The 26,276-nt window shown below is 34.6% G+C and carries 22 protein-coding genes and 2 tRNA genes; 6 read left to right on the top strand and 18 right to left on the bottom strand.

The features are described from left to right. The first annotated feature begins 3 nt into the window (after positions 1–3). Together ACN5L8_RS12665 and ACN5L8_RS12660 are read left to right on the top strand one after the other, a co-directional pair. Positions 4–1,293: a MipA/OmpV family protein gene (locus tag ACN5L8_RS12665; RefSeq protein ID WP_419173211.1), complete on the top strand. Its 1,290-nt coding sequence runs from the start codon at positions 4–6 to the stop codon at positions 1,291–1,293. A gap of 127 nt (positions 1,294–1,420) precedes the next feature. Beyond that, positions 1,421–2,914, top strand: a complete 1,494-nt coding sequence (locus tag ACN5L8_RS12660) for a bacteriohemerythrin (protein ID WP_419173210.1) — start codon at positions 1,421–1,423, stop codon at positions 2,912–2,914. A gap of 10 nt (positions 2,915–2,924) precedes the next feature. Here ACN5L8_RS12660 and ACN5L8_RS12655 read toward each other — a convergent pair whose 3' ends face one another. Beyond that, positions 2,925–3,905 carry an alpha/beta fold hydrolase gene (locus ACN5L8_RS12655; RefSeq protein ID WP_419173209.1) on the bottom strand — a complete coding sequence of 327 codons (981 nt, stop codon included), beginning with the start codon at positions 3,903–3,905 and terminating at the stop codon, positions 2,925–2,927. Positions 3,906–3,991: 86 nt separating this feature from the next. Then, the gene (locus ACN5L8_RS12650) at positions 3,992–4,135 is read right to left on the bottom strand and encodes a hypothetical protein (protein WP_419173208.1); all 144 of its coding nucleotides are present in this window, start codon (positions 4,133–4,135) and stop codon (positions 3,992–3,994) included. Positions 4,136–4,355: 220 nt separating this feature from the next. On the opposite strand from ACN5L8_RS12650, the gene ACN5L8_RS12645 reads away from it, so the two are divergent. Then, positions 4,356–5,237, top strand: coding sequence for a phosphotransferase family protein (locus ACN5L8_RS12645; protein WP_419173207.1), 882 nt, complete (start codon positions 4,356–4,358; stop codon positions 5,235–5,237). Here ACN5L8_RS12645 and ACN5L8_RS12640 read toward each other — a convergent pair. The 5 genes from ACN5L8_RS12640 to ACN5L8_RS12620 all read right to left on the bottom strand — a co-directional run bounded on the left by ACN5L8_RS12640 (position 5,234) and on the right by ACN5L8_RS12620 (position 10,080). Then, positions 5,234–5,503, bottom strand: a complete 270-nt coding sequence (locus ACN5L8_RS12640; RefSeq protein WP_419173206.1) for a hypothetical protein — start codon at positions 5,501–5,503, stop codon at positions 5,234–5,236. The two genes, ACN5L8_RS12645 and ACN5L8_RS12640, sit on opposite strands and share 4 nt — an antisense overlap. A 139-nt stretch (positions 5,504–5,642) precedes the next feature. Beyond that, positions 5,643–5,732, bottom strand: a tRNA-Ser gene (locus ACN5L8_RS12635). Between the two features lie 13 nt (positions 5,733–5,745). Then, a tRNA-Ser gene (locus ACN5L8_RS12630) sits at positions 5,746–5,831 on the bottom strand. A gap of 57 nt (positions 5,832–5,888) precedes the next feature. Next, positions 5,889–9,044, bottom strand: a complete 3,156-nt coding sequence (locus tag ACN5L8_RS12625; protein ID WP_114706057.1) for a tetratricopeptide repeat protein — start codon at positions 9,042–9,044, stop codon at positions 5,889–5,891. A gap of 31 nt (positions 9,045–9,075) precedes the next feature. Beyond that, a complete protein-coding gene (locus ACN5L8_RS12620) occupies positions 9,076–10,080 on the bottom strand; it encodes a hypothetical protein (protein WP_133296885.1) in 1,005 nt (334 codons plus the stop codon). A gap of 8 nt (positions 10,081–10,088) precedes the next feature. On the opposite strand from ACN5L8_RS12620, the gene ACN5L8_RS12615 reads away from it, so the two are divergent. Next, on the top strand, positions 10,089–10,814 hold the full coding sequence (locus tag ACN5L8_RS12615; RefSeq protein WP_419173205.1) for a hypothetical protein: 726 nt from the start codon (positions 10,089–10,091) through the stop codon (positions 10,812–10,814). Positions 10,815–10,884: 70 nt separating this feature from the next. On the opposite strand, the gene ACN5L8_RS12610 is transcribed toward ACN5L8_RS12615, so the two are convergent. The 11 genes from ACN5L8_RS12610 to ACN5L8_RS12560 form a co-directional block, all read right to left on the bottom strand. Then, entirely contained in the window at positions 10,885–12,171 is a 1,287-nt protein-coding gene (locus ACN5L8_RS12610) for a hypothetical protein (protein ID WP_419173204.1), read from the bottom strand. A 249-nt stretch (positions 12,172–12,420) separates the two neighbouring features. After that, positions 12,421–12,846 carry a hypothetical protein gene (locus ACN5L8_RS12605; RefSeq protein ID WP_419173203.1) on the bottom strand — a complete coding sequence of 142 codons (426 nt, stop codon included), beginning with the start codon at positions 12,844–12,846 and terminating at the stop codon, positions 12,421–12,423. A gap of 13 nt (positions 12,847–12,859) precedes the next feature. Next, a complete protein-coding gene (locus tag ACN5L8_RS12600; RefSeq protein ID WP_114706051.1) occupies positions 12,860–13,675 on the bottom strand; it encodes a hypothetical protein in 816 nt (271 codons plus the stop codon). A gap of 33 nt (positions 13,676–13,708) precedes the next feature. Beyond that, a complete protein-coding gene (locus ACN5L8_RS12595; RefSeq protein ID WP_114706050.1) occupies positions 13,709–14,008 on the bottom strand; it encodes a hypothetical protein in 300 nt (99 codons plus the stop codon). Between the two features lies 1 nt (position 14,009). Then, a complete protein-coding gene (locus ACN5L8_RS12590; RefSeq protein WP_419173202.1) occupies positions 14,010–15,485 on the bottom strand; it encodes an NADH-quinone oxidoreductase subunit N in 1,476 nt (491 codons plus the stop codon). Between the two features lie 18 nt (positions 15,486–15,503). Continuing rightward, positions 15,504–17,036, bottom strand: a complete 1,533-nt coding sequence (locus ACN5L8_RS12585) for a complex I subunit 4 family protein (protein WP_233500237.1) — start codon at positions 17,034–17,036, stop codon at positions 15,504–15,506. 18 nt (positions 17,037–17,054) lie between these two features. Next, on the bottom strand, positions 17,055–19,238 hold the full coding sequence (locus ACN5L8_RS12580; protein ID WP_419173201.1) for an NADH-quinone oxidoreductase subunit L: 2,184 nt from the start codon (positions 19,236–19,238) through the stop codon (positions 17,055–17,057). Positions 19,239–19,260: 22 nt separating this feature from the next. Then, complete coding sequence (gene nuoK, locus ACN5L8_RS12575; protein ID WP_120403974.1) at positions 19,261–19,566, bottom strand: NADH-quinone oxidoreductase subunit NuoK; 306 nt, start codon at positions 19,564–19,566, stop codon at positions 19,261–19,263. Then, the gene (locus ACN5L8_RS12570; RefSeq protein ID WP_114706045.1) at positions 19,563–20,096 is read right to left on the bottom strand and encodes an NADH-quinone oxidoreductase subunit J; all 534 of its coding nucleotides are present in this window, start codon (positions 20,094–20,096) and stop codon (positions 19,563–19,565) included. Before ACN5L8_RS12570 ends, nuoK begins: the two co-directional genes overlap by 4 nt. Before the next feature lie 18 nt (positions 20,097–20,114). Then, on the bottom strand, positions 20,115–21,323 hold the full coding sequence (gene nuoH / locus ACN5L8_RS12565; RefSeq protein WP_114706044.1) for an NADH-quinone oxidoreductase subunit NuoH: 1,209 nt from the start codon (positions 21,321–21,323) through the stop codon (positions 20,115–20,117). Continuing rightward, positions 21,323–21,739 (bottom strand): NADH-quinone oxidoreductase subunit A, encoded by a 417-nt coding sequence (locus ACN5L8_RS12560; protein WP_114706043.1) that lies wholly within the window; start codon positions 21,737–21,739, stop codon positions 21,323–21,325. The genes nuoH and ACN5L8_RS12560 overlap by 1 nt, the downstream gene beginning before the upstream one ends. Positions 21,740–21,891: 152 nt before the next feature. Between ACN5L8_RS12560 and mfd the strand changes: the two genes are divergently transcribed. Together mfd and ACN5L8_RS12550 are read left to right on the top strand one after the other, a co-directional pair. Further along, on the top strand, positions 21,892–25,386 hold the full coding sequence (mfd, locus tag ACN5L8_RS12555) for a transcription-repair coupling factor (RefSeq protein ID WP_419173200.1): 3,495 nt from the start codon (positions 21,892–21,894) through the stop codon (positions 25,384–25,386). An 83-nt stretch (positions 25,387–25,469) separates the two neighbouring features. Next, positions 25,470–26,276 carry a peptidylprolyl isomerase gene (locus ACN5L8_RS12550; protein ID WP_120403972.1) on the top strand — a complete coding sequence of 269 codons (807 nt, stop codon included), beginning with the start codon at positions 25,470–25,472 and terminating at the stop codon, positions 26,274–26,276.

Genomic DNA, 26,276 nt, shown 5'->3' with positions numbered 1-26,276 from the left:
TAGATGAAAAATATTCTAATTGTATTTATATGTATACTCTCTTCCCAAGTACTTTCAAAAAGCAAGGAGCCTTATTACTGGGGAATTGGGTTTGGGTATAGAAATGCTAGAATTCCATACACTTCAGATGACAAATATGTCTCAGATATCATTCCTCTATTTTACTATAAAAGAGGAGACTTCGAACTAGATGGATTAAGCGCTAGAGGGAAACTAATAAAACATGAAAAATGGCGCGCCAACCTTTATACAACCTATCGTTTCTTTGATATTCCCAAAGAGTTTCAAAATGAAGTTCGTGGCTCTGCCTTTGATTACGGCCTTGAATTTCAATTTATTCACAACACATTTTGGCAATCGAATGCTCAGATCCTAGTTGATAGCTCTACTAGGCCCTATATAAATTTCGAAACAAAAGCGGGCTTCAGTTGGAAGAGTCTTTTCTTTGAACCTTTTGCCTATGCCCAAATTAGAAGTACAGAATTTAATAACCGTTACTATGGCTATAATGGAACTGCTAAGCCTGGCCCTGGTTATGAAGTCGGAGCAGGTGTTGAAACGACAATACACATCCATAGAGACTTTAACCTCCTGGCCCACGCAAAAGTAAGTACTCTTGATAATCACACAGCTAGTACCGATGCTATAAACAGCCAAGTCAACACTGAAACATTTCTTGGAATCGCTTTTCTTTCAGATAGACTACATAAGAGTAATGCAATTGAATTTCCAAAAAGGAAAAAGCTTAAAAGCAAAGAGTTCATTAGGGCCGCATACACCAAAGCAACACCTTCAAACTTAAGCGACATATTATCATTTCATACTGCCACTGATGAATACAACAATGACATGGTATCACTGGCCTACGGGATCCCTCTCTCAGACACATTTATGGGTGGGGATATTCCAGTATACCTACTGCCAAATTATGTAAGACATCTAAAGAGTGAAGTACAAGGTTATAGTAATGAATACGTCATCGCTGTAAAAATATTCATTCCATTTAATTGGCCAACAAAATGGCGACTTGGATTAGCAGAAGGTATTTCATACGTTGATGAAATTACCTATATTGAAGAAATTGATATAGCTGGAAAGGGATACCGTGATAGCAAGTTTATGAACTACCTCGACTTCTCTATCGACTTCAATCTTGAAAAGTTTGGCCTCAAGCATTCTTGGGCCGGGTTATTGATTCACCATCGCTCTTCAATCTTCGAATCTTCATCTGTATTTGGAAGAATTAAAGGCGGAAGCAATTATCTTGGACTATATATTCAACAAGAACTATAGAACAATCGAAAAATTCCAATATTTTTAATGGAAGTTGTTGAAATTAAACAATAATTCTTAGCGAAAAGTGACAAAGGTCATTAAATTTTTTCTAACGAAAAACTGATTCTTGCCCGATATTGTTAATATGAAAACTAACTATATTATCGCCACTACATTTACCTTATCACTAACTATTACTTGTTTAATTGGTTACTTAACTAATTCAGGTATCATTGCATCACTACCATTTGTGCTCGCAACAATACCAACATTGGTCATGTTCTACATTATGCAAAAAAAGCATCGGGATTCACTTACCGAATTAATGGGGAAACTTGATTATCTTCAAAGAAACATCATTGGGACAAACTCTCAGTTCTTTGATTCATGTGAGCAGCTTGAAGATAGTACTAATGAACAAGCAAGCGCTGTCGTAGAAACAAGTGCTACCAGTGACGAAATTAGTGCAATGATCACAAGAACAACTGAATCAATTTCATCATTTGAAAGCAATATTAAAGAGATTAACCAGCTTATTGGAAATAGTGATAAGTCCCTTGAAAGGCTTGAAGAAAATATTGAAGCCAGCCTAGACACAAGTCGTGATATTAATGCGTCACTAAGTGACATAGCCACAAATTTAAATGGCTTTCTACATACTTTTAGCGAAGTCGAAAGTAAGGCACAACTTATCAACGACATTGTTTTCCAGACTAAGCTCTTATCATTTAACGCTTCAGTAGAGGCGGCCAGAGCAGGAGAGCATGGAAAGGGATTCTCTGTTGTAGCCGAGGAGATTGGAAAGCTTGCGACAACAAGTGGTGATAGTGCGGATGCGATTAACTACACTCTTTCTGAAGCACAAACAAAACTAAATACACTTATTGAAAAGATCGAAGAAAGCAGTAAATCACTTGGAACAAGATTAGATGAAACGGCCAATTCTTGCGATCACACTCTTTTAGAGTTTAAAAATAGCTTCAATCAAACAAATGAAGAAACTTTAAAAATGAATCAGCAGATCGAAGAAATTACAGTCGCTGCTAGAGAGCAAGAAAATGGTGTTATTGAACTAAGAGATGCTATTCACTTAATCAATAACTCAACTCAAAGAAGTACACTTGTCGTTTCGCAAACACTGAAACTAGCAAGTACTATTAATGATTACCTAAAAGATTTAAGACACTCAATTCATAAAGCTAAGACTGAAAAGCATATTGTTACTTCATCAGCAATTGAAGAGATTCCTTGGGATAAAAAATATGCAATTGGTATACCTAAGGTAGATAGCGAGCACGAGGAATTATTAAAAAGAATCAATACTCTTATCCGTGCAATGAACACTCAACAAGGTATCGCTAAAGCTTTTGAGGATTTAAAAGGATACGTAGTCTTTCACTTTGATGAAGAAGAAGAATATATGCGTTCAATAAACTATCCATCTTATGAATCTCATAAGAGAGTACACGAGAAGCTTCTTTCAAATGTTGCAAAGTTTGAAGCACAGCTCAAGAGTGGACAAGTTGAAAAAGATAAGCTTGCAAGCTTCCTTAAAAACTGGCTATTCACACATATTATGGGAATTGATACGAAGTATGCAGATCATGCTAGGCAACAAGGTATTAAACTCGTTGCCTAACTAAGAGAAATTAAAACTCTCTAAAGAACACTTTAGAAAAACGATTATAGTCTTCAAACTGAGGCATATGCCCTAAGCCTTTTAGCTCAATGAGCTTAAGCTTAGGGTTTTCTTTTTTTATTTCTCGACCTAAATTTTGATACTGTCCTAACTTTCTCTTAACACCTTTTCTTTTCCATCCTCGTCCAGGACCTGTTCGATCGCGAGTACCTAATATTAAAACCGTCTTGGCCTTGATTTTTGGAAATTTTACAACGATATTATCTTCAAATATAGGTCCATAAGTTAAGGCCGCATTCCAAGCAACAACTTCATAATCTGGTCCATTTAATTGACCTTTAAATGGAGTTAATAATGCTTCATATGAATCTGACCAAGCTCCATCATAATAATTCTTTCGCTGATAGGCGCGGGCCTTATCGACTGTTTTATTCATTTCACTTTTAAAGAAAAATTCAGGGTCTTTATATTCGACATAATCAAGATATGCTTCTAAGCCAATTGGATTTACGAGTACAACCTTTCTAATGTCTCGATACATGGCCCCCATATTCACAGCAAGCATTCCCCCCATTGAATGACCAACAACGATATACTTACGCACTCCTAGTGATTTTATTAATCCATGAGTATTCTTTGCTAGCTGAGGAAAACTATAATGATAATTATCTGGTTTCGAGCTTTTTCCAAATCCAACTTGATCAGGGATAATGACACGATAACCTTTCTTAACAAGATCTTTGGCAACTCTCTCCCAATAAAATCCTGCAAAGTTTTTGCCGTGAAGTAAAACAGCAACTTTTGACTTTGACTTACCAATATCCATATATCTCATTTTTAACTTTTGCGTTTGAGTTGAGAATTCATATGTTTTAACTGGAAATGGATATTTAAATTGAGATAATTCTGCATCAAATGAGAGTTCGTTCTTAGATGAAGAAGCACAAGAAGATATAAAAATTAATATGATTAGAAGATTGAATATTTTCATGTTCTGTCCTTTTGTTATTTTAAAATTTTAAAAGGAAACATGTATTTGTGTAAAGCTGGCCTACACAAATATGACGAAACAGTTGTTCAAATTAGATCTTCAAAGAAGGCACCGTATTCATTCTCAGGATGGCGAATATGAATTTCTAAAATCCAAAGATTCTTCTTTGGCTTTATATCACTTGAACCAAGGCTTCCACGAAAATAGACAGCATGTGGAAAATCCGCCAATGGGTCGCGTCACTGAGAGAGTTTTCAACAAGTACATTCACGTCTACGAGATAATGGAGAGAGAAATTCGTTCTGGATTTGGCGACGATAGCTTTAGCTGGTCTCAAATTTCAGAGGGCAATTAACTATAATTTTTTGTCCTACTATGAGATAGTTAATTATGAGAAATCCAAAGCAATCTAAAATAAAAGAACAATGTAAAAAGTCTATAAAGTCCTTGATGAAGACTCACGCTCTTGGCGAAGTAAAGGAAATTCGACTTGATACAGAAGGGTGGGTAAATCCCTGCTTCTTTGTTAATGACCAATATGTATTTCGATTCAATGCAAGAGACCCTCATTTACCAAAATACAATAGAGAAAAAATCATTTTTGATTTGTTAAACAATTCTAAAGTACCTGTGCCACAAAAAGTAATTTTAGATACTTCAAAAAGAGAAATAGAATACGATGTTTTAATTTCTAAAATGCTTAAAGGTGAAAATCTAGAATCAAAGTGGAATAACCTTGAAGACAGCCTCAAGACTACTCTTGCAACTAAAGCTGGCAGTATTTTGAAAAAACTTCACTCAATTCATTTTGAGTTCTTTGGAGAGATACCCAACAAGGGCCCATTACCACAAACAAGTTCGTGGTCTAACTATCTAAAAGCAAAGCTACAATTTCATCTTGATGAAGCTCTTGAGCTTGGACTAATTGGGAGCGATATAGAAAGTAAATTCAATGACGTCCTTTCTACAAATACCCATCTTCTCGATCAAGTCAAAGTCGCTAGTCTCATTCACGTTGATTTTCATTTCGGAAATCTTCTTTTCTCAAATGATGAAATAACAGGAGTCGTTGATTTTGAATGGGCCCTCGCAGGAGACCCTCTCTATGACCTTGCAAGATGGCGAACAGGGGATGAAGACTACCCTGGAAGCCAAGAAGCGTTTTTTAAGGGATATGGGCTTCAAGATTTTACACAAGACGAAAAACAAAGAATGAAAATATATCAAATGATTAAAAATTTAGAGCTATGCTCTGTTGCTAAACTTCACTTCACAGAAAAGGAATCTGAAGATTTCCTAAAAACAACTCTAGATCAACTTTCTTCTTTCTAATTTTCCCAACAAATCGAATCCAAGGCGTGTTCATACTCTTGAACATCACCGACCTTTGAGTCCAACTTTGCCTGCAACAGCTTTTCAGCCTCACGTTTAAGCCTGTGCCAGTCGAACTCACTCATCTTGTCTTTCAAAAAGAAATTGAGAAGGGTAGCAAAATCAGTGGGATTGATTTGCAAAACATCATCTTGAATTTTGTACCAGTCACCATTCAAGCAGCTATTGAAATGCTCAATTCCTTGGCTTATCAAGTCCTGATCCAAAAAGGATTTTTAATTTACTTTGATTGTCGTTTCGCTCATAACGTACCCCACGAAACCGAGAGTAAAGAGTTCCAAATATGGTGATTCGAGTTTTCTCTTTTATTTCATACCCTTAAGTCGATTTTCTCGGGTGCGAAAATGGCGGAGAAGGCGAGATTTGAACTCGCGGTACCCGTAAGGGTACGACACCTTAGCAAGGTGCTGGATTCGGCCACTCTCCCACTTCTCCACATAGAAAAAAGTGGCGGAGGACACAGGATTCGAACCTGCGGAGCTCGCGCTCAACGGTTTTCAAAACCGCCGCTTTCGACCACTCAGCCAATCCTCCGCAAAATACAAATTTTGCATTCGTGAGATATATTATTAAGATTCTTGCATACATTTGTCAACGCTTTAATTGATTTATTAAGCTCATAATATTTCTACGATCAAGCGCGTTAGGACTTAATGTTAAATAACGATTAAATTTATCGATAGCAAGATTAGGTTGTCCAAGCTCTTTATATAGGAAACCCATCATCTTATTCAAGTCTGCATCAGTCGGATTTAAGCGGTATGCGCGCTGAAAGAACTGCAGAGAAGGCACAAACTCACGTGTTTGAAATGTAAGCTTCCCCATTGAAAATATCGCATCAAAATAGCGTTTATTAATCTGAATAGCTTTAGAAAGATTTGCCTTGGCCTCTTGAACTTTTTTGGCCCTTAAATAAATTTCGCCTAGAATATAGTACCCATATTCAGAGTTTGGATGCATTTCTATCTCTTTCTTAGCAAATGCCTCGGCCTGCTTATAATTATTTTGCTCAAAGAATATTTTTGATCGGTAGTAATTAATACGAGGATAAGTAGGAAGTCTCTTTTCTAAGATATTGATATGCTTAGTTGCATTCGCATATTGCTTTAAATGAATATAAGTAATGATAAGTTTTTCACGTATTAATAAATTTCCTGGCTCATACACAAGTAACTTTAAAGCATTTTCAACCAAGTCATTATAATCTCTTTCTATTTCAGAAACCTCGACTAGGTATGCATATAGTGCACCATCTTTTTTATTAAGACGATCAAGAACTTCTTTCATTTCTTTAAATGCTTCAAAGTCCTGATCACGGTAATAATAAACTGCAATCTGACCATATAACTTAGGGTTATCTCTATGCTCGAGAAGCTCCTGTCTTAAGTAACCAATGGCAGTTCTTACACCATCTGTTTCATATAAAACCTTACTATTAAGAATTTTATAATCAATATTTGAAGGGTTTAAACTCATGGCCTCATTTAAGAATAATTTTGTTTGTTTAAACTTTTTATTCTTAAATGCAATCTTTGCCATTTCAAAGAATGCTTCATCACTTAACGGGTTAATTTGAGAAGCTGCTTTAAACTTATCAAATGCCATTTTATCATTAGCAATTAGGTTATAATAATGAGCAAGTAGCATTTGAAATTCAAATGTTTCTCTAAATTCCTCACTAGTTGAAAGTGCAGATAATAATCTCTTGGCCTCATCTTTCTTATAAGACTTCAGATTTGCCATAATTAGAGCATAATTAATTCTAGGATTAACAGGGTGAAGAGCCCTTAGCTTTGTAAGTGTTTTTATAGCAAAATCAAAGTATCCACGCTTAACTTGTAACTCAGCTAAATATAATTTTGCATCGATACTTGTTTCATCTAAAGACACTGCTCTTAGGGCCAATTCAAATGCTCGATCCCAATTTAGAAGCATAGCTTCATCTTTAGACTGTCTAATCAGAACTTTAATCTTACTTGTTGAAATAACCTTTTGTGTTAGATCACTTCCGGCAACGTCTAAAGTAGCGAGGGTGTCTCTAAGAGATTCATCATCATAAATTTTTAATGATTGTTGAAAAAGCTTCGTTGCTCCCTGGATATCCTTATCATATGCTTTTACAAATCCCATAAACTTGAGACCTTGTGCAAAATTATAAGGAGATCCCCCACCATATTTTGCTGTTAAAATAGCACCAACTTTCTTTAAGGTATCCATTTTTTCAAGCTCTAAGAGAAGCTCTCCATATACTATTAAGAATCGATAATTATTTTTAAACTTATTTTCATGTTTTTGAATAAGCTTAAGAGCATCGGTACTATTTTCATTAAGTAGTAAGTAATTAACCATTGCATCGATTGACTCTACTGTTTTCACCTTAGCGCCACTTAGTTTTTCGTAAACGATTTTTGCTTTGTCTAACTCCCCTGCTTTTAATAGGTAATTTAGATATATTGAAAATAGTTTTACAGAGGGTTTATTAGACTTTAAGTAATTATATCTCTCGATTGTAAAGATTGCTGTTTCATACTTTTTAAAAAAGGCATAAAACTGTGCTGCACCTATTACAACATCAATATCATTTAATAATTTACTTTCCTCAATACGCAAAAGCTTAGAAATAACTTGCCCAGCTTTCTTTGTTTTTTGAGTGTCTATCAACAAATCACTATAAACATGAATAAGTTTTCCTGATGCTGGGTTCTTGTTAAACTTGTAACGTAGAGACTCATAGAACTTTTGGGCCGCAGCTACGCGTGAGATATAATCATCTTTTTGAAATAGTTTAAGCCCCGCAATATAGCTTTCTTGGGCCTTCTTTGGAGCTGCTACCTCTGTTGCGACAGGAAAGACAATCTTTGGAACAACAACTGTCTCGATATCTTTCTTCTCATCAGGCATTAAAAAAATGAGGGTAACAACTAAGAAAAGGGCCATCGTAAGATTTCTTCTCTTATTACTGGCTTCTTTCTTTGTCTTTTTAGACTCAAGCTTAGGCTGCTCTTTTGGCTTCCCCTTCTTTTTAAGGTTTCTCTCTTCTTGTTTAATCTTTAATTCTAAGTCACTGTAATCTTCAGTCTTAGTTGGCAATTGCTCTTTTTTAAGCTCTTCTAGATTGAACATAGCTGTAGCTGCATCATCCTCGACAACCTCTTCTGGCTCCTCTACAACCTCTTCAGCTTTCTCTTTTTTCTCATCTTCTTCATCATCAGATTCATCAAGTACATCTTGAAGATTATTAACAACAACTGTTTTTTCTATTTCATCACTTTCTTTCTCTGGTGACTTAAAAGCTGGCATTTTAACAACTACTGTTTTCTCAACACCTGCATTTTGTGCTTCAATTTCTTCCTGTTCTTTCTTGGCCTTAAACTTCTCTTCGATTTCATCGTAGTTAATATCGAGCTTCTTATCCTTAGAGAACTTGAATTCATTGAACTCTGTTTTATCTTCACCAATTAATGTGTGATGCTTTTGCTCACTATCAGTTTGCGCATATCTAACCTCTTCTTGAGGTTCATCTTTGTCAGTATTCTCACTTAATTTTAAAGGTTCATCTGAATTTATTTTTTCAAAGAGATTTGAAAGCTCTGGAATTGCACCCACCGGTGCCCAGTCTCCTGTAGGAAACTTCTGAAAAAGGCAGTTTTGATCGATAGCATCTTTTTCGCCTAATTCAACTAGTTCAGAGAATATAAAAGGGCCCAAAACCTTGTTCGACTTGGTTTTGACACGAAACTTAATCATATGACTATTATCTTAAGTAATTGAAATTAAATCAAACAATCGCTTTGCGTGGACTATTTTGCACAATACCAAATAGGTTTTGACGATAAGCGAGTGTAACAATCAAGAATATCACTGAAAGTAGCTGTAAATTCGTTAAGTAAGTATTGTGTAAGTATGCGACATAGCCAATTAAAAATAAATAAAGGACATGGACAATACTCAATAACTTGGCAACGATCTCTGACTGCTTTGACTTATAAGAAAAAACAAGAAGATAAACTATTAAAAATAGTTGATAAAAACTATCAATTCCAAATACTGGTAATAAGATAATTGCACTGGCCATACAAATCGACATCAATTGAATGGCCTGGTATTTCTCATCAATTTTAATAAATGAAAATGCTACTTGTAGAAAGAGAAATAATAGATAGAAATAAGGACTTAATTCTATATTTAAAGCTATAAATCGATTTAAAACAGATAAGCAGAAAATATACTGGAGAATAGAAAGAAAAGGTGAATCCTTCTCTTTTGGAACCAATAAAAGAGTAGAAACCACTAAAAGTATTTCATAAAAGAGACTTCCAAGTTCTCCACCTTGAAACTCTTTAACAAAGAAATAAACTACAGCAATTATAATCCACGATAGGTTATAAAATAAGCTATGCTCACTTTTCTTATCAGTATCAAAAAAACAAAACATCCCAAGTAAAAGAACGATATCTGTTACACCCGTGAAGTTCCATATATTAAAAAGAGAAAACCATAATAATGTAATGGCCTTAAATAATACTCGCGAATTTCCACGACTATTTAAAAAGAATAGTGAAAATGAAACTGAACATATAGCAAAATAACTTCTATCGACAGAAGAAAAGATGAAATCTCTAAATAGAAAGTAAAATGATGATAAGAATACGAAAGCTAATACAGATGTTCTCTGTTTTGAATTAATTGAAGTAACCTTAATAAGGAAGTTATTTAAGAAATATATAACTGGATAAAGCAGAAGAAGAAAATAGAAGTTAGACTGCATGATTAACCTCCACATTATTCTTATTGTATTCAACAAACACAGTAAGTACCACAATTAGTGGTATTAACAAGGATTGCGCTGATAAAAATGACATTGAAATTATAATTGTAGCAATTGTTACATTAGAAGTTATTATCTTCTCTTCTTTTGAACGATATTTATCAAATAATATAGAAATACCTAGTAAGCTATATGATGTTAATATCACCGATAACGTTACATCTCCCGATAGAATAATTAAGGCCAAGGACATAACATTGATAGAGTTTCTAACCTTTCCTCTTATATATAAGAAAAGAAGTAAAAGAACACAAAATGGAATCAAGAATACATGCACTGAGCTAATCGTTGAATTAATATCCAACAAGACAAAATATTGGAATAGAAATAAATTTAATAATGATATCTTTTTTGTAAATGAAAGTATTAAGAAAGCAGATACAACAAAAGTTAGATTACTAATAACAATGTCATTCTTAAAAATTAAAAGAGCTAATAAATTCAAAATTGCAAATAATAAGAATTTTACATTTTCAATTTTTAAAATTGCAAAAAATGCACCTGTAAAAATAACAAAAGGTAAAATAGTTGCTGAAGAGAATGCAAACACTGAAAGAGGCAGACTAATAACTCTATCTAAAAAACTTTCTTCTCGTACAAGTACTGCGGCTATTAATGTTCCAACAATTGTTGGAAGACCAAACTTAAAAGACATACTAAAATACGGAAACGGCGTTTCCACAGTATAGCCATTTAAGAAAAATGAAATAAGAACTGAGCCAATTAAAACAGCTAAATATATAATAAGATTCTTATACTTCATCCTGCCACCTGCACAATTAAAACTAAGAAATAAATGGCCGTAACAATTAAACTAATCGTTCTTACTGTCTTATATGGTACTGAAATATGTGACAGTATACTCTTTCCTTTAACTACTTGATCATTTTGAGCAAGAGATCTTCTCTCATTATAAAAAATATTATTCATATAAATGAGTCGTTTTTTATTAGATAAATGTAATTGTGTCGAAATAGGCTCAATCACTGCTCTAAACTTATAACAAATCACGATAAATGTAATACCTATCACTAAGTAAGATGTAATTGCATGTAGATAGAATTGGTCATTAATAGAAAATGCCTTACTTGAAAGTAGAAACAAAAGAGAGCCAAAAACGCTAAAGAAAACAAGTGAATAAAAGCTTTCATACCATTTGCCACTCATCTTAAATGAGGTCAATTCATCGCTACCTAAAATATAAACAAAGAAAGTAAGTATAATTGACAGAGCAATAAAGAATGGATTTTGAGTTGAAAATGACATTGCTAGAATTCCAATCAATCCAAGATGAGATAAAGCATTAACTAGAACGTACTTATCAAAAACCGCAATTTCCCTAGCAGAAATTTTTATACATGTTTGAAAAGATCTAATCATATAATAAAAAACGATAAGACCCATTAATTGAGATTCAGAATTTAAGAAAACACTCACGATTGCAGTTAATACAAATATGATCTTAAAAATATTTTCTTTATTTAATAAGCTCAAAAAGATTAAAAAAGAGAGTCCAATTAAGAATTGGTTTGAGTTTTGTGTTACATACTGAATATCACTAGTGAGTAGGTAAGAAAGAATCACTCCATCTGTAATCGCAAACTCCTTATTATCAGTGTCTAAAAAAGATAATAATAAATAAACAGAGAATAAGTATTTAAAGGCTAAAGTTTTATCAACGAGCGTAATAAATGCGATAATCGCTAGTTTAAGAATATTAAGCGACTGTTTCTTATAGCTACCTAAATTCAGATATACACAAGAAGCAAAAGCTATAATCTTTATATTGATATCAATTGGAAAGAGTAAGATTCCAAATGGCAAAATTTCGTAAACATTTCGTTTTTTTTCATCAATAACTAAAAAAGATAAAATGAACGGGAAAATAGAATTAAGGTAATTTATCTCCATACCAGAAAAATATACGACAACAATCGAAAGTATAGGTATCAAGGAAATAAATGAGCGTCCCCAGTTATTAATCTTTGATGAGAAGTGAACCGCCAATAGAGTAAGTAAGAATAAAGAGACATTAAAATAAATCAATTTGCCCCCTGTCTTACACGAAATTCCTTAAACAGAGAATTTATCAGAAGAAAGATTGGCGCTATATAGATAAAAAGCATAACACCATCGCTTAAAGATATAGACTCCTGCACTCTAAGGTCGATTAGTAAAAGAAAGATTGCAATATTTGAAAACAAAGAAAAAAGCTTCTTTGTAAATCTCTGTGTAAATAAATAAACTCCGATATTAATAACAAAAACAATTGTTAGGAGTGTAAATATATCGATATTATGCATTCTCTTCATCTCCATTTAGGTTCACTAGTGACAGAAATGCAGTAAATACTAATAAAACACAAAACTTTAATAGGATTGGCCAATTAATATGGGTATCAACATTGTAGTTATTGATTATGCTAATAAGATTATTATCGTTATTTAAATGATAAATATTAACAGAGAAAACACCCAGTAAGATAATGGTAAATAGTATATAAGGCGTATAAGAGAACTTTTTAAACTTTACTTGAGTTGTGGGAAAACAATATTCTATTAATGTTATAAGAAGAATAAAAACAACAAGAAATAGACCTAAAAAGTAAATAAGTACAGTTGAAGACACTCCCATCAAACTTACAAACAAAGATGAAAGGGCAACTGAGTAGAGCATCATTGTGTAGCGACCTTTTGAAAAAGCCGCAAATATGAAAAGCAATATAATGATAATATTAGAAAACATTAAAAGCCTTTAAACTACAAAAGATTACAAAAATAAAAAATGAAGTTAACACTCTCTTTTTAGAAGAAGTTATCAAACTTTGATAATCCCTTAGAGGTTGAAACTTAATATATATATTACTCAAAATAATTGATATTACCTGTAATACGATTACCAAAACAGTTAAAGCTCCATAATGGATATAGCCTGGACTAAACTTTGAAATAATTAGTTTTGAAAAGTCGCTTCCCGTAAGTATCAAACTTATGACAAAAAGGATAAATCCACATTGATATAACAATCTTATATATGAGGATTTTATTTCTAAGTATTTCTTATCTGAATAAATTGAGCCTGACTTTATCATTTGCAGCTCAGTTGAATAAAAGAGGATACACAATGGCAGTAGGAAAATAGACCTTAAAATAATTGAATCAGACTGAACTAAGAACCAAGTTAACACAATGATACTAATCAAAATTAACTGCGACAAAGTGATCTGTGTAATCTCTATAACCTCTCTTCTTATCAGTGATAATCTAAAACGATAAATCCCTAAGAAAATCGTTGAAATTATCATCATGAAATAGAACGGAAGAATATAAGAGAGCTGATTTGTTAATATAAAGAAAATTGATAATGTTTGAAAAAATAAAACAGATAAAAGTATTACAAAAAAAGAATTAAAACTTAGAGCATCTACTTCTTCTGCTTTATGAGATGCAATAAGATACTTCTTGAGACTGTATGTAGGTGCAAAGTCTTGTGAGTTTACAAGTGCACCAACAAATTGAATTAAGATCAGCCATAGTGGCAAAGTTATCATTAACTCCAAGAACTATCCCTATTTCTTAAAAGACTATAAAATTAATAATATTAAAATTGTAGCAAGGCCGGCCAATATTGAATACGCTTCTTTATAAAATTCTAAGTTTCCTGCACCTGTAATAATAACTGTAATCATTGCAAGAACTAGAAATACAATCGCGTATTTAAACACAGATTTTAAAGGGACAATATTTGAATTCGCAATATTAGTTTCGTTATGAACTTTACGAAATGGGCCGCCAGACTTCTTCGGCTTGAAAAACAAAGGGTAGCCTAAGACTACCCCAAGTAATAAAAATAAGATTGTAGTTGTCAGTAGTACTAATTCCATACTACTTAATTAGAAGCAGGGCTCCATTGGCAAGAGAAAGTAACTTTTGCCAGAAGATACCAATAATCAGTACTGGTGCAGTGTAAACACCAATAATAAGTTGATTAACAAATCCAAGACCTGCAACCTTCTCATCTGATTCAGCATCTTTCAGTACCATCACTCTTACAACTTTCATGTAGTAGTAAAGCGAGATAACTGAGTTAACAGCAGTGATAACAGCTAGTACATAGTACTTTTGCTGAACAACTGCAGCTAAGATATTAAATTTTGCAACGAATCCCGCTAGAGGTGGAAGACCTGCTAATGAGAACATTGTAATTGTCATAGCGATTGCAGCAAACGGATGCTTTTTAATAAGACCAGCAAAACGATCGATATGATCATTACCATAGTGATCTTGGATAAATGAAGCAATATAGAATGCTACAAGAGTCATGAAAAGGTATGTTACCGCGTAAAAAAGGATAGCTGTTGCACCCATTTCACCAAGAACAATGGCCCCTAACATCATAACACCAGCGTGTGAGATAGAAGAGAAAGCTAGCATTCTCTTAATTGATCTTTGTCCAATAGCAGAGACATTACCTACTGTCATCGTCAGCGCTGCAACCATCATCAATAGGAAGATCCAAGAATGTTTTAGCATCCCAACATCACCGGCAAAGAAGATTTGAGTTAATCTAGTAAATGCTGCAATACCTGCAAACTTCGGAACTAATGAGAAGAAAGCAGTTACTGGAAGAGGTGAACCTTCATAAACATCTGGTGACCACATATGGAATGGTACACAAGCAATTTTATATCCGATACCAACAAAGAATAATAAGAACGAAGGAATCAGAATAAGTGTTTGATCTTCAGTTAATGCAGACATCATTGGGATCATCTCAGAGAAATTAATTGTTCCAAGAGTTCCAAAGATGTGACTCATACCAAATAACATCATCCCTGAAGTTGCACCACCATATAGTACATACTTAAGACCTGCTTCAGTAGAGCGCTCATCATTTTTCTTAAGAGCTGCCATTGCATAAGAAAGGATTGAAAGTGTTTCAATACCAATAAAGAAAATTAGCATATTGTTTGCAGATGCTAGAAGCATACCACCAACTAAGATTCCCATTGCTAAGATACCAAACTCAGCTTTCGTACCTTCATAAAGATCTTTAGAAACTTTAGAAAGATAAATTGCCCCTGCCGTACTTAAGATCATAACGATCTTAGCAAAACCAGAGAAATGGTCCATGACAACAGACTTTGTAAAAATATGTGTTGCATCAGTACCAAGACCTTTAACTTGATAAATCAGAGCACATAAAAGTCCAATCATCGAACTCCAGTAAAACATTTTTTTCGAGCTACCTTTATCATCATTTCCGTAAGTAGCTTCGATAAGGATTAAGGCCCCCATCGTGAAGCATACTAAAAGCTCCGGAATATAATGTGAGATACTCGCTAAATAATTTAAAGCCATCACTTCACCTATTGACTATTAAAAAGTCGCTAATAATGAAACTAGTTTACCTACAGAAGCCTTCATCATGTTCAGTAGTGGAGACGGATAAATACCGAATACAATTACTGCCACACAAAGTGGAAGCATGTAGAAGATTTCTCTAGCATTCATATCTGTGTAAGATTTATTTTCTTCAATAACTTCACCAAAGAACATTCTCTTGAACATCCATAGTAAGTAAGCTGCACCTAGTAGTAGACCAAGAACTGCAATTACAGTGATTGTTGTAAATCTATCGTAGATCCCTAGGAAAATTAAAGCTTCAGAGATGAAACCTGAAAGTCCTGGTAGACCCATTGATGCGAACATCGCGATGATGAAAACAATTGAGTATTTTGGAAGTTGTGTATAAAGACCACCAAAACCTTTTGTTCCATCTGGTCTAACGATCCATCTGTGGTGTGATCTTTCATAAAGAATACCAATAAGAAGGAACATCATTGCAGTTGAAGTACCGTGGTTGAACATCTGTAGAACAGCACCATTCATACCTTGAACAGTCATTGCTGCAAGACCTAGCATTACAAATCCCATGTGAGAAACTGAAGAGTATGCAACAAGTTTCTTAACATCGTTTTGTGCCATGGCACAGAATGCACCGTAAATAACATTAATAAGACCTAGCCACGCAATAGCATCTGCAAAGTAAACAGAAGCTGATGGGAAAATTGGGAACGCAATTCTTAAGAAACCATAAGTACCCATCTTAAGTAGTACACCGGCAAGGATAACTGAGATCGCTGTTGGTGCCTGTACGTGAGCGTGAGGTAGCCAAGTATGGAACGGAAATACTGGAACTTTAATAGCAAAACCAATGAAAAGTGCTACGAAGAATACTTTTGCAAATGGTAGGGCCATTCCGAATAGTTCAACAGTTTCGTTTACAAACTTACCACCAGAAAGAGCTAGAATATTGAATGAGTCAACACCTTGACCTGTTACGAAGTATAGAGCGACCATACCAACAAGCATTAGGATTGAACCAAAGAATGTATATAAGAAGAATTTAACAGCTGCGTATTCTCTATTTTCTCCACCCCAAATTCCGATTAAGAAGAACATTGGAATAAGCATTACTTCCCAGTAAACATAGAATAGGAAGAAGTCTAATGCGAAGAAAACACCAAAAACAGTCGACTGAAGCATTAGTAGTAATGCAAAGTAACCTTTAATTTGCTTCTTAACTGTCCAAGAAGAAAGGATACAGATCGCAAATAAAAGCGCTGTCAGTAGAACCATTGGAAGTGAAATACCATCAACTCCAAGGTGATAGAAAATATTAAACTGCGGGATCCATGCTTTCTTAATGGTAAACATTTCCTGCATACCTGGAACAGTATTGTCGAATTTTAAATATAGACAACCTGATAAAACAAGTGTGATCACAGTATTTATCAATGACCATACTCTGATTGCCGTCTCTTTTGCCTTAGGTAATAAAAGTACCCCAAGAACACCGATCATAGGCATCCACAGAATCCAACTTAATAGATTAGAATGTGCGTTCACTGTAACTCCTTAATTCTCTTATAAAGCTAAAATATAACCAAATAGTACTAAAAATATAATTGCGATGTAGAACTGGATCTTTCCGTTCTGAATAGTTCTCAAGATAACGTTAAAAAGACGTACACTTGCACCTGTTCCATCAACCATAATTGTGTCGACAAATAAATTATCGAACCAAGCCGAAACTCTCATTGTAAAACGAGTTACTACGGCCCAACCATCAATTGCAAATCTGTCATAGAATCCCATGTCAAATTTAGCTAATAGGTTATTAAATGGAAGAAGTCCTTTCTTGATTAATCCATCAATATAGAATTCATCCATAAAGTATTTACCTTGAAGTGTTCTGTAGTAGCGGTTGAAAGTATTAACCCAGAATCCTGGATTCCATTTACCCCACAGATACATCATCATAGCGATGAATACACCAGTAAAAGCAATTACAATCGACATACCAGCACCAATATAGTGAACCTGGTGAATGTGATGTGCTTCTTCTTCAGAAAGACCGTAAGTAGAGTCATACTTAGACTTAGTAAATGTTCCTTTTTCACGAACATCAATTGAGCCTAGAGCTTCTCTCTTATAATTTTCAAACTGACCTTTCTTAGGCTTTTGAATTAAAGTTTGGAACCACTCATATTTACCGTTTGCCTTATCAGCAACCTTAACAAATCCTTGACCTGTTAAAGAACCTGAGAACCATACACCTAGTGTAAATACAGCAAGTAGTAATAGTGGAAGGTTTCTATTCCATGAAAACTTTTCTTCATGGCAGTGGTCGTAAACTTCTTTGTCTCTTGGCTTACCGTGGAAAGCAAGGAACATCATACGACACATATAGAATGCAGTAAGTAGTGCACCCATGAAACCAAGTACTGCCGGAGCAATCATAACTGGTGAATGAAGTGCTTCAATTAATGCATCTCCTAGGATTCTATCTTTAGATACGAAACCTGAGAAGAAAGGAATACCTGCGATTGCAAGAGTACAACACCACATTGCAAACCAAGTGAATTTCATTTTATGTCTTAGACCACCCATTCTCGGCATTTCTTGTACGTGAGCATGTGTGTGGTGATCATGAAGTGAGTGAATAACAGAACCTGCACTTAAGAATAAACAAGCCTTGAAAACAGCGTGAGTAATTAGGTGCATGAAAGCAGCATTATAAGACCCAACACCAATACCTAGTACCATGTAACCAAGTTGTGAGATTGTTGAGAAAGCAAGAACCGCTTTAAAGTCTGTTTGAACAAGAGCGATAGTCGCTGCACCGAAAGCAGTGATACCACCAATATAAGCAACAAAAGTTAATAGTCCACCAGCATCAAGAAGTGGATAAATTCTTAAAGATAGATAAACACCAGCAGCAACCATTGTTGCAGCGTGAATTAGTGCTGAACATGGAGTTGGGCCATTCATCGCATCCGGTAGCCAAACGTTTAAAGGGAATTGAGCTGACTTACCGATTGTCCCCATGAAGATACACATTCCAGCAAAAGTTGCTAAAGGAATTCCAATAACGGCCTTACCAACTAATCCACCTGCATCAATTGCATTGTAAAGATCTACGAAACTTACTGAACCAACAACAGTCCAAAGAGCAACAATACCTAGAAGGAAGAAAACATCCCCTACTCTTGTTGTCATGAAAGCTTTTACGTTAGCTGCACCAGCAACTTCTTTTTCATAGTAGTGACCAATTAGTGAGTATGAACAGAATCCCATGATCTCCCAAAAGATAAATACTGAAAGTAAGTTATCTGAAAGTGATAGACCAAGCATTGCTGAAGTAAAGAGTGACATATAAGTAAAGAAACGTCCGTTTCTACCGTAATTCATGTCATCTTTCATATACCAAGTTGAGAAAATGTGGATCAGTGTTGCAACGGCCGTAACCATCATAACTAGAACAGCAGTCATATTATCGATGTAGAATCCCATCTTAACTGCGAACTCTTGACCACCACCATTTAGGTCAAACCAAGTGAATACTTTGTGAATGTGGTAGTTAGCTGAATACGTTCCAAAAACGAAATCGCTAAAAATTCTCCACGCATAAATTGTCGAACCTGCGATTGCTGCACAACTGATTGCAACGGCCGTTCTCGTAAAGCGTGATGCAATAAATGCATTAATTACGAAAGCAAAGAACGGTAGTAAAACAATTGGAGCAATACTAGAAATCGTATAATCCATTTTCTTCCCTTATATCTCTTAATTAACTTTGTAGTTCAGTAGCGTCATCAATGTGAATCGTATCTTTAACTTGGAAGAAACGAATCACAATCGCTAAACCAACTGCCGCTTCTGCTGCAGCAATAACAATAATGAATAATGACATTATATGACCGTCAATATTCTGGTTTGCAAATCTTGTATAAGCCGCAAAGTTTAAACCTGCAGCGTTTAGAATTAATTCAATTCCTAGCATGATTGCAATAATATTCTTTCTTGCAACCATAACCGCAACACCGGCCAAGAATAAGAAAAAAGAAATTAACAAGTATGATGTTAGTGAAATCATTTTCTAATTCTCCTTGGTCTAGAAATTACAGCTGCACCAACAAGTGCACCGAGTAGAAGAATCGAAGAAATTTCGAAAGCTAAAACATGGTCTGTAATTAATTTAGTTCCAATCTCATTTACTGTTGGCTTAATACCTTCAAGCTCAACATGCTTTTGAACTTTAAGAACTGGTGCAAGTATCTTCATTAGAACAAAACTCATAACAATCATCATAAAGCCTGCTGTTGCATAAGTTTTTGTTGTTCCCATGGCTGCAACTTTCTTAAGTCCAAACTTATTAAAAGCTTGTTCAATACCACCAGTTAACATGATGGCAAATAGCATAAGAATTACAACACCACCTGCATAAACAACTAACTGAGTTGCTGCTAAGAAGTCAGCACCTAGAGTTGCATAAAGCCCAGCTACTCCAAAAAGAGAAAGTAGAAGGAAAATACATGCATGCATTAAATTTTTAGAAACGGCGACTAGGAATGCTCCTATAATAGTTGCCGCAGCTGAAATTAAAAACATTGTGTTAATAAACATCTCAAATATCCTTAAATATTAGTGTCCGCCCGCACCAGCTGATGCAGATGCGATTACTTTTCCAAGGATTGCCCACATTGACTTACCATTAAATAGATAAAGCCATACAGCACAACCAATTAAGTTAAATAGTGCAATTGGAGTTAAATATTTCCAACAAAGTACCATTAGAGAGTCAACTCTCATTCTTGGTAGTGTCCATCTAATCCAGATTACAACGTAGTAAAGTAGTAAAGTCTTAGTTACAAAAGAACCAAGCTGTAAGAAGTTTCCAACTTGTTTTCCAATCATAGGATGTGCGGCTGGAACTAGTTTGTTTACGAATTCACCTGTGCCAAGTCCAAATGGTACTTGATAACCACCAAGGAAAAGAGCAGCAACAACACCGCAAACAACAAATACTTCAATATATTCTGCAAGTGCGAAGAATGCGAACTTCATACCTGTGAATTCTGTATGGTAACCAGAAACAAGTTCTGACTCAGCTTCCGGAAGGTCAAATGGCGCTCTGTTTGTCTCAGCTAAAACACCAATGAAAAGAATAAAGAAACCGATAAAAGTAAATGGATTGTGTAGAACAAACCACTGATGAGGTAGACCACCTTGAGCTTCCGTTATTCCCTTAAATGAAAGAGAACCTGTCATTACAACAATTGCAAGAAGCGAAAGTGTTACTGGAACTTCATAAGAAATAATTTGTGAAGCACCTCTCATACCACCAAGCATTGACCACTTTGAGTTTGAAGCGTAACCACCAAGAAAGATTGCAACACCAACAAGTGAACTAACACCTACTAAGTAGAAAACACCAACGTTTAAATGCGTAAGAGTAAAGCCACTTGAAAATGGTACAACTGCTAGTGACATGAATACACCAACAAGTGCCATCATCGGTGCCAGATTAAACATAAATTTATCTGCATCACGTGGTACAACATCTTCTTTTAAAAGCATCTTCACACCATCAGCTAAAAACTGAAGGATACCAAAAGGACCAACTCTGTTTGGACCTTGTCTCATTTGTAGATCGGCAGAGATCTTTCTTTCAGCATAAGTCCCAAGACCACCTACTGCAGAAAGTGCACCAACAATCACAAGTGAAAAAACTAAGAAGATTAAAAAAGTTACAACTCCAGTTGCATCAAAACCTAATAGCTTTGATAAACCATCAACGGCCATAGAAAAGCCAGGAGCTTGTGATAAATACGATACTATCGTTTCATTCATTATTTATCCTTCCCATCTATATTTGCTTCATAAGACTTAACCCAATCAAGGTCACCCTTTTTCCAGCAATAAACTAAACCTAAACTTAGAATAATGATGAACATTAGTAGTGATCCAAGAACTGCACCACCTTGTCCAATGTCGACGAAGTTTTTATAAACTGTTGCCACCGGAAACATCAAAGCGCCCTCTACGTCGAAGATAAGAAAGACTAAGGCAATAACGTAGAAACGAACATTAAAGTTTGACCACGCTGCGCCTGTTGGCTCCTCACCACATTCATAAGGTGTTTGCTTAAGTTCCGTTGGATTATTTGGTCTTACTAAACGACCAACAAGCAATGTACCAACAAAAGCCACTACTGCCACGACTGCTAAAATTAACACCGGCATATAGACGTCAAAGTTCTGCGACATCGATAATTCTCCATGTATAAGTAAAGTAAGTTTCCAAATATTACACGATTACTAGCACTTTGGAAATAAATTGGCCCTTCTTTTTTTGAGTAATATCTTCTATTTAGTAACGCATGGGCCAATGCATAAATTCTTTTTCATGACATGAAATTATGTTAAAAAACGACATGGATTTATTTACACCACTGCGCACAAAGCTATTATCTTGGTTAGACACCAAGCAACATGACCTCACTATTGATGGTATAAACAGGGAGTACTGGGCGTTCTTCAAGTTTTTACTTAATCAAAATAAGAGCTATGACCATCCACCAAATTTATTGATTTTCGAAAATCAAGATGAAGCTGAACAGTATTATGAATTAGTAAAATCTAGTTTTTTAAAAATAAATCTTGTTTTTTATCCTGGGCTTGACGCATCACCATATTCTGGAATGTATTCATCAGAAAGTGCACAACTTGCCCGACACTCAGCATTAAAAAAAATAATATCAAGAAAAAGTAGTGAGCTAACAGTCATTACATCAATAGAAGCATTATCTTTAAAAGTACCTCCAAAAGAATTTTTTAATGAAACAACTTTTAAAATTGAAGAATCAGATATTATCTCTCCTGATGAATTGGCAGGAAAATTAGTATCACTTGGCTACACTTCTTCATTCACTGTTGAAGAGCAAGGTACATTTTCTAAAAAAGGTGAAATCTTTGATATCTATCCAGTAGGAATGCACCCTATACGTATTCACTACTTTGATGAAATGATTGAGGAAATTTTTGAAATCGATAAAGAGACTTTAAAAACAATTAAAGACAAAAAAGTTCAAAGCTTAACAATTACTCCAGGCCCTTCGATTTTTTGTGAATCTCATTATTCAAATAATCTTCGCGATAATCTACCAAGACCAAGGGCCAATCAAAGAGAACTTCTTGAAGCTAGAAATGAATTATTTTCAAAACTTTCAAACGGAATGCTCTTTGAAAATCACCCCGTCTACACACCATTATTTTTTAAACCAAATGAAACAGAATCATTACTCGATTATATTGATGAGAACTGGTTAACTATCGTTTTTGATCGAGATAATACAGAAGACAATCTCACAAATTATTATGATGAATTATCAACAGATTTTGAAGAAACTGAAGAACTACTTCCTTCACCAGAATATTTCTATGACTTATCAACTATCGATCGTTTACGTAAAGAGAATGTTCTTAATTTAAATCATCTAAATATTAATGCTCAAATTGATCATGATACTAATGTAGTGGATCTAGGTCTTACACCTTTTAAGTCGTATATCTCTAAGTTTGATATTAATTATCATTCAAAAAAAGAATTCTTATCTGGATTATTTGATTATTTAAAAAACGACTTTAAATATTCAGGTAAAATTATTTTTACAATTCAAAATGATAATTCAAAAAATGAGATCAAACATTTAATTGAAATGTTTGAATTGTCTGGTGAAATACAAAGTAGAATTGATTTTATTAATTTTAAACTGACTGAGGGATTCTATTACCCTAGCGACAAATTACTAGTTATCTCAGACAGTGATCTCTTTGCTATTCGTCGAGATAAAGCAAAAGTTTCTAAGATTAAAGATATTGATCTCTTTGCTGAACAATTAGCATCACTAAAAGAAGGCGACTATGTCATCCACTCTAAACATGGTATTGGAAAATACTTAGGCCTTGAGGCCATGGATATTGGCGGTTCAAAATCCGACTACCTTGTCATTCTATATAAAGGTAACGATAAAGTTTTTGTTCCTATCTATAAAATGAACCTTATCCAAAAGCACGCTGGTGGTGAGGTCAAGGTCAATGTCGATAGTTTAAGGACAAATAAATTCTCTGCGCTTAAAGCACGTGCTAAAGACTCTGTAAAAAAACTAGCTTTTGATCTTTTAAAGTTACAAGCAGAAAGGGCGTCAACACAAGCCTTTTCATTTTCACCACCTGATCATGATTATAAAGAGTTTGAGTTATCATTTCCATTTAATGAAACTCCTGATCAGAAAAATGCTATTGATTCAGTAATTGATAAAATGCAGGCAAAGTCTGCAATGGACTTTCTTGTTTGTGGAGATGTTGGATTTGGAAAAACGGAAGTTGCTATGCGTGCAGCTTTTAAAGCAGTACTTGATGGAAAACAAGTTGCAATACTAGTTCCAACAACAGTTCTAGCTCTTCAGCATTATAATTCATTTGTTAAAAGATTTGAGAAGTTCCCTGTTCGTATCGATTACTTATCACGTTTTAAAACTGGTAAAGATGAAAAAGAAACAAAAGAAAAACTTGAAAAGGGTGAAATTGATATTATCGTTGGAACACATAAGCTCCTCGGTAAAACGATCAAATTTAAAGACCTAGGACTTGTTGTTGTTGATGAAGAGCAACGCTTTGGGGTTGCCCATAAGAATAAATTAAAACTTTTAAAATCATCAGTTGATTTCTTAACTCTAACTGCAACACCAATTCCTAGAACACTACAACTTTCATTCTTAGGTTTAAAAGATCTTGCTTTAATTAAGACCGCCCCACCAAGAAGGCAGTCGATTAAAACTTATCTTATAAAAGAAGACGATCACACTATACAGTCGGCAATTAATCGAGAACTTAAACGAGGTGGACAAGTTTTTATTGTTCACAATCGAGTTCAAGATATTGAAAACTATACTGCATATATTAGAGAGCTAGTACCGGATGCCAAAATCGTTTACGCTCATGGACAGCTACCGGAAAAAGAGCTTGAATCACGCATCTCTGCTTTTTATAACGGTGCTTACCAGATCCTAATTTCCACAACTATCATCGAATCTGGAATTGATATTCCAAATGCAAATACTATGATTGTGGATCGTGCCGATCGATATGGCCTTGCTCAATTACACCAATTACGTGGACGCATTGGACGCTCTGATAAAAAAGCTTATTGTTACTTTGTTGTTCCAAATAATCGCAATATTACAGAGGTTGCGGCCAAACGATTAAAAGCTCTACAAACTTATGCAGACATGGGAAGTGGTTTTCAAATTGCAAATTGTGATCTTGAGATTCGCGGTGCCGGAGATATACTTGGTGCTCACCAATCAGGGCATATCGAAGCAATTGGTCTCGAACTTTATATGGAACTTTTAACTGAGGCCATTCAAGAATTGCGAGGAGAAAAGAAAATCATCAAAAAGGATATTGAAATCAATACTCCTTTTGCGGCATTCATTCCAGCTCACTTTATCAGTGAGTCGAGTGAGAGACTTAAATATTACAAGCAACTATCAAACTCCACATCAATTGATGAAATCACAGCTCTAAAAGAAACAATCTTTGATATCTACGGGCCAGGTCCTGAAGAATTTAATCAATTGATAGCAATTCTTGAAGCACGTTCATATCTGATGCCATGTGGAATAAAATCTGCTCAACTTATGGATAATTCAATCATTTTTCAATTTGATCGCGACATGGTTGAGGCCAATGAAGAGCTTAGAAATAATATTTTAAACAATTTTCTTGGTATGCCACGTAAATATCGTTTCACACCAGACTTTAAGTTGATTTTTACCAATAAAACGACGATATCTCCGAGCTCTTTAGTCGAGTTCTGTCAGGAAATTGCGGAAAAAATAGTTCCATCTTAGTGAAATTTATAAGTTTTTAATAAATTTGGTACAATTAAGATAAAGAAGGAACTAAATTTCAATAATTTGAAAAGGATATCAATATGTTCGGTAAAATCATTCTTGGTTTACTAATCACTTTAGGAGCTCAAGCTGCCCCTAAAAAGATCGTTGCAGAAGTTAATGGCGAAAAGATAACAAAAGAAGAGCTTGATCAAGCGTATCTTCTTAATAAATATGTTGTCTCTGAAGACCCAGTAACAATGAAGCGTGTACTAACTGATCTTATCAATAAGAAACTAGGTTTAGAAAAAGCAAGAAAAGCAAAGCTTCAAAATGATCCAGACGTTAAAAGAAAAATGAATGAAGTTTTATTTAACGCACAAGTTTCTAAAGATCTTGAAGATGAATTTAAGAAAATTAAAGTGACAGATAAGGATGTTAAAAAATTCTATGAAGAATATCCTGAATATCGTACTGCTCATATTCTTCTAAGAGTTCGCGTTGCCCCATCTCAAAATGAGATTGAAGCAGCACAAAAGAAAATTTTTGAAATTCATTCAGAAGTTACAAAAGAGCCAACTAAATTTGCTGAATTAGCTAATAAGTATTCTCAAGCGCCAAATGCTCATACAGGTGGTGACCTTGGGTACCAACCAGCATTCTTTATGGCACCTGAATACTTTGCAGCAATTAAAGGCCAAAAAGATGGATACATTACACGCCCTGTTAGAACTCAACTTGGTTACCATGTTGTAAAGGTTCTAGGAGTTAAGAAATTTGATGAGATCAATATGGGTGTTTATAAAAAGTTTGTTTACGATAGAAAGAGAGATAAAATCATTGCTAATTATTTCGAGAACTTACGTAAAAAAGCAAAAATTAAAATTTTAGACGAAAAACTAAAGTAA

This window comes from Halobacteriovorax sp., from assembly GCF_048381875.1.
Classification (GTDB): Bacteria; Bdellovibrionota; Bacteriovoracia; order Bacteriovoracales; family Bacteriovoracaceae; genus Halobacteriovorax_A; species Halobacteriovorax_A vibrionivorans.
This window is presented reverse-complemented; position numbering and strand designations above follow the sequence as displayed.

What these genes read in the sequence shown, in the direction of transcription:
- ACN5L8_RS12600 (WP_114706051.1), bottom strand. Translation starts at nt 13,675, where the DNA reads ATGATAACTTTGCCACTATGGCTGATCTTAATTCAATTTGTTGGTGCA.
- ACN5L8_RS12595 (WP_114706050.1), bottom strand. Translation starts at nt 14,008, where the DNA reads ATGGAATTAGTACTACTGACAACTACAATCTTATTTTTATTACTTGGG.
- ACN5L8_RS12645 (WP_419173207.1), top strand. Translation starts at nt 4,356, where the DNA reads ATGAAGACTCACGCTCTTGGCGAAGTAAAGGAAATTCGACTTGATACA.
- nuoK (WP_120403974.1), bottom strand. Translation starts at nt 19,566, where the DNA reads ATGATTTCACTAACATCATACTTGTTAATTTCTTTTTTCTTATTCTTG.
- ACN5L8_RS12560 (WP_114706043.1), bottom strand. Translation starts at nt 21,739, where the DNA reads ATGTCGCAGAACTTTGACGTCTATATGCCGGTGTTAATTTTAGCAGTC.
- nuoH (WP_114706044.1), bottom strand. Translation starts at nt 21,323, where the DNA reads ATGAATGAAACGATAGTATCGTATTTATCACAAGCTCCTGGCTTTTCT.
- ACN5L8_RS12590 (WP_419173202.1), bottom strand. Translation starts at nt 15,485, where the DNA reads ATGGCTTTAAATTATTTAGCGAGTATCTCACATTATATTCCGGAGCTT.
- ACN5L8_RS12620 (WP_133296885.1), bottom strand. Translation starts at nt 10,080, where the DNA reads ATGTGGAGGTTAATCATGCAGTCTAACTTCTATTTTCTTCTTCTGCTT.
- mfd (WP_419173200.1), top strand. Translation starts at nt 21,892, where the DNA reads ATGTTAAAAAACGACATGGATTTATTTACACCACTGCGCACAAAGCTA.
- ACN5L8_RS12665 (WP_419173211.1), top strand. Translation starts at nt 4, where the DNA reads ATGAAAAATATTCTAATTGTATTTATATGTATACTCTCTTCCCAAGTA.
- ACN5L8_RS12570 (WP_114706045.1), bottom strand. Translation starts at nt 20,096, where the DNA reads ATGTTTATTAACACAATGTTTTTAATTTCAGCTGCGGCAACTATTATA.
- ACN5L8_RS12660 (WP_419173210.1), top strand. Translation starts at nt 1,421, where the DNA reads ATGAAAACTAACTATATTATCGCCACTACATTTACCTTATCACTAACT.
- ACN5L8_RS12655 (WP_419173209.1), bottom strand. Translation starts at nt 3,905, where the DNA reads ATGAAAATATTCAATCTTCTAATCATATTAATTTTTATATCTTCTTGT.
- ACN5L8_RS12580 (WP_419173201.1), bottom strand. Translation starts at nt 19,238, where the DNA reads ATGGATTATACGATTTCTAGTATTGCTCCAATTGTTTTACTACCGTTC.
- ACN5L8_RS12625 (WP_114706057.1), bottom strand. Translation starts at nt 9,044, where the DNA reads ATGATTAAGTTTCGTGTCAAAACCAAGTCGAACAAGGTTTTGGGCCCT.
- ACN5L8_RS12550 (WP_120403972.1), top strand. Translation starts at nt 25,470, where the DNA reads ATGTTCGGTAAAATCATTCTTGGTTTACTAATCACTTTAGGAGCTCAA.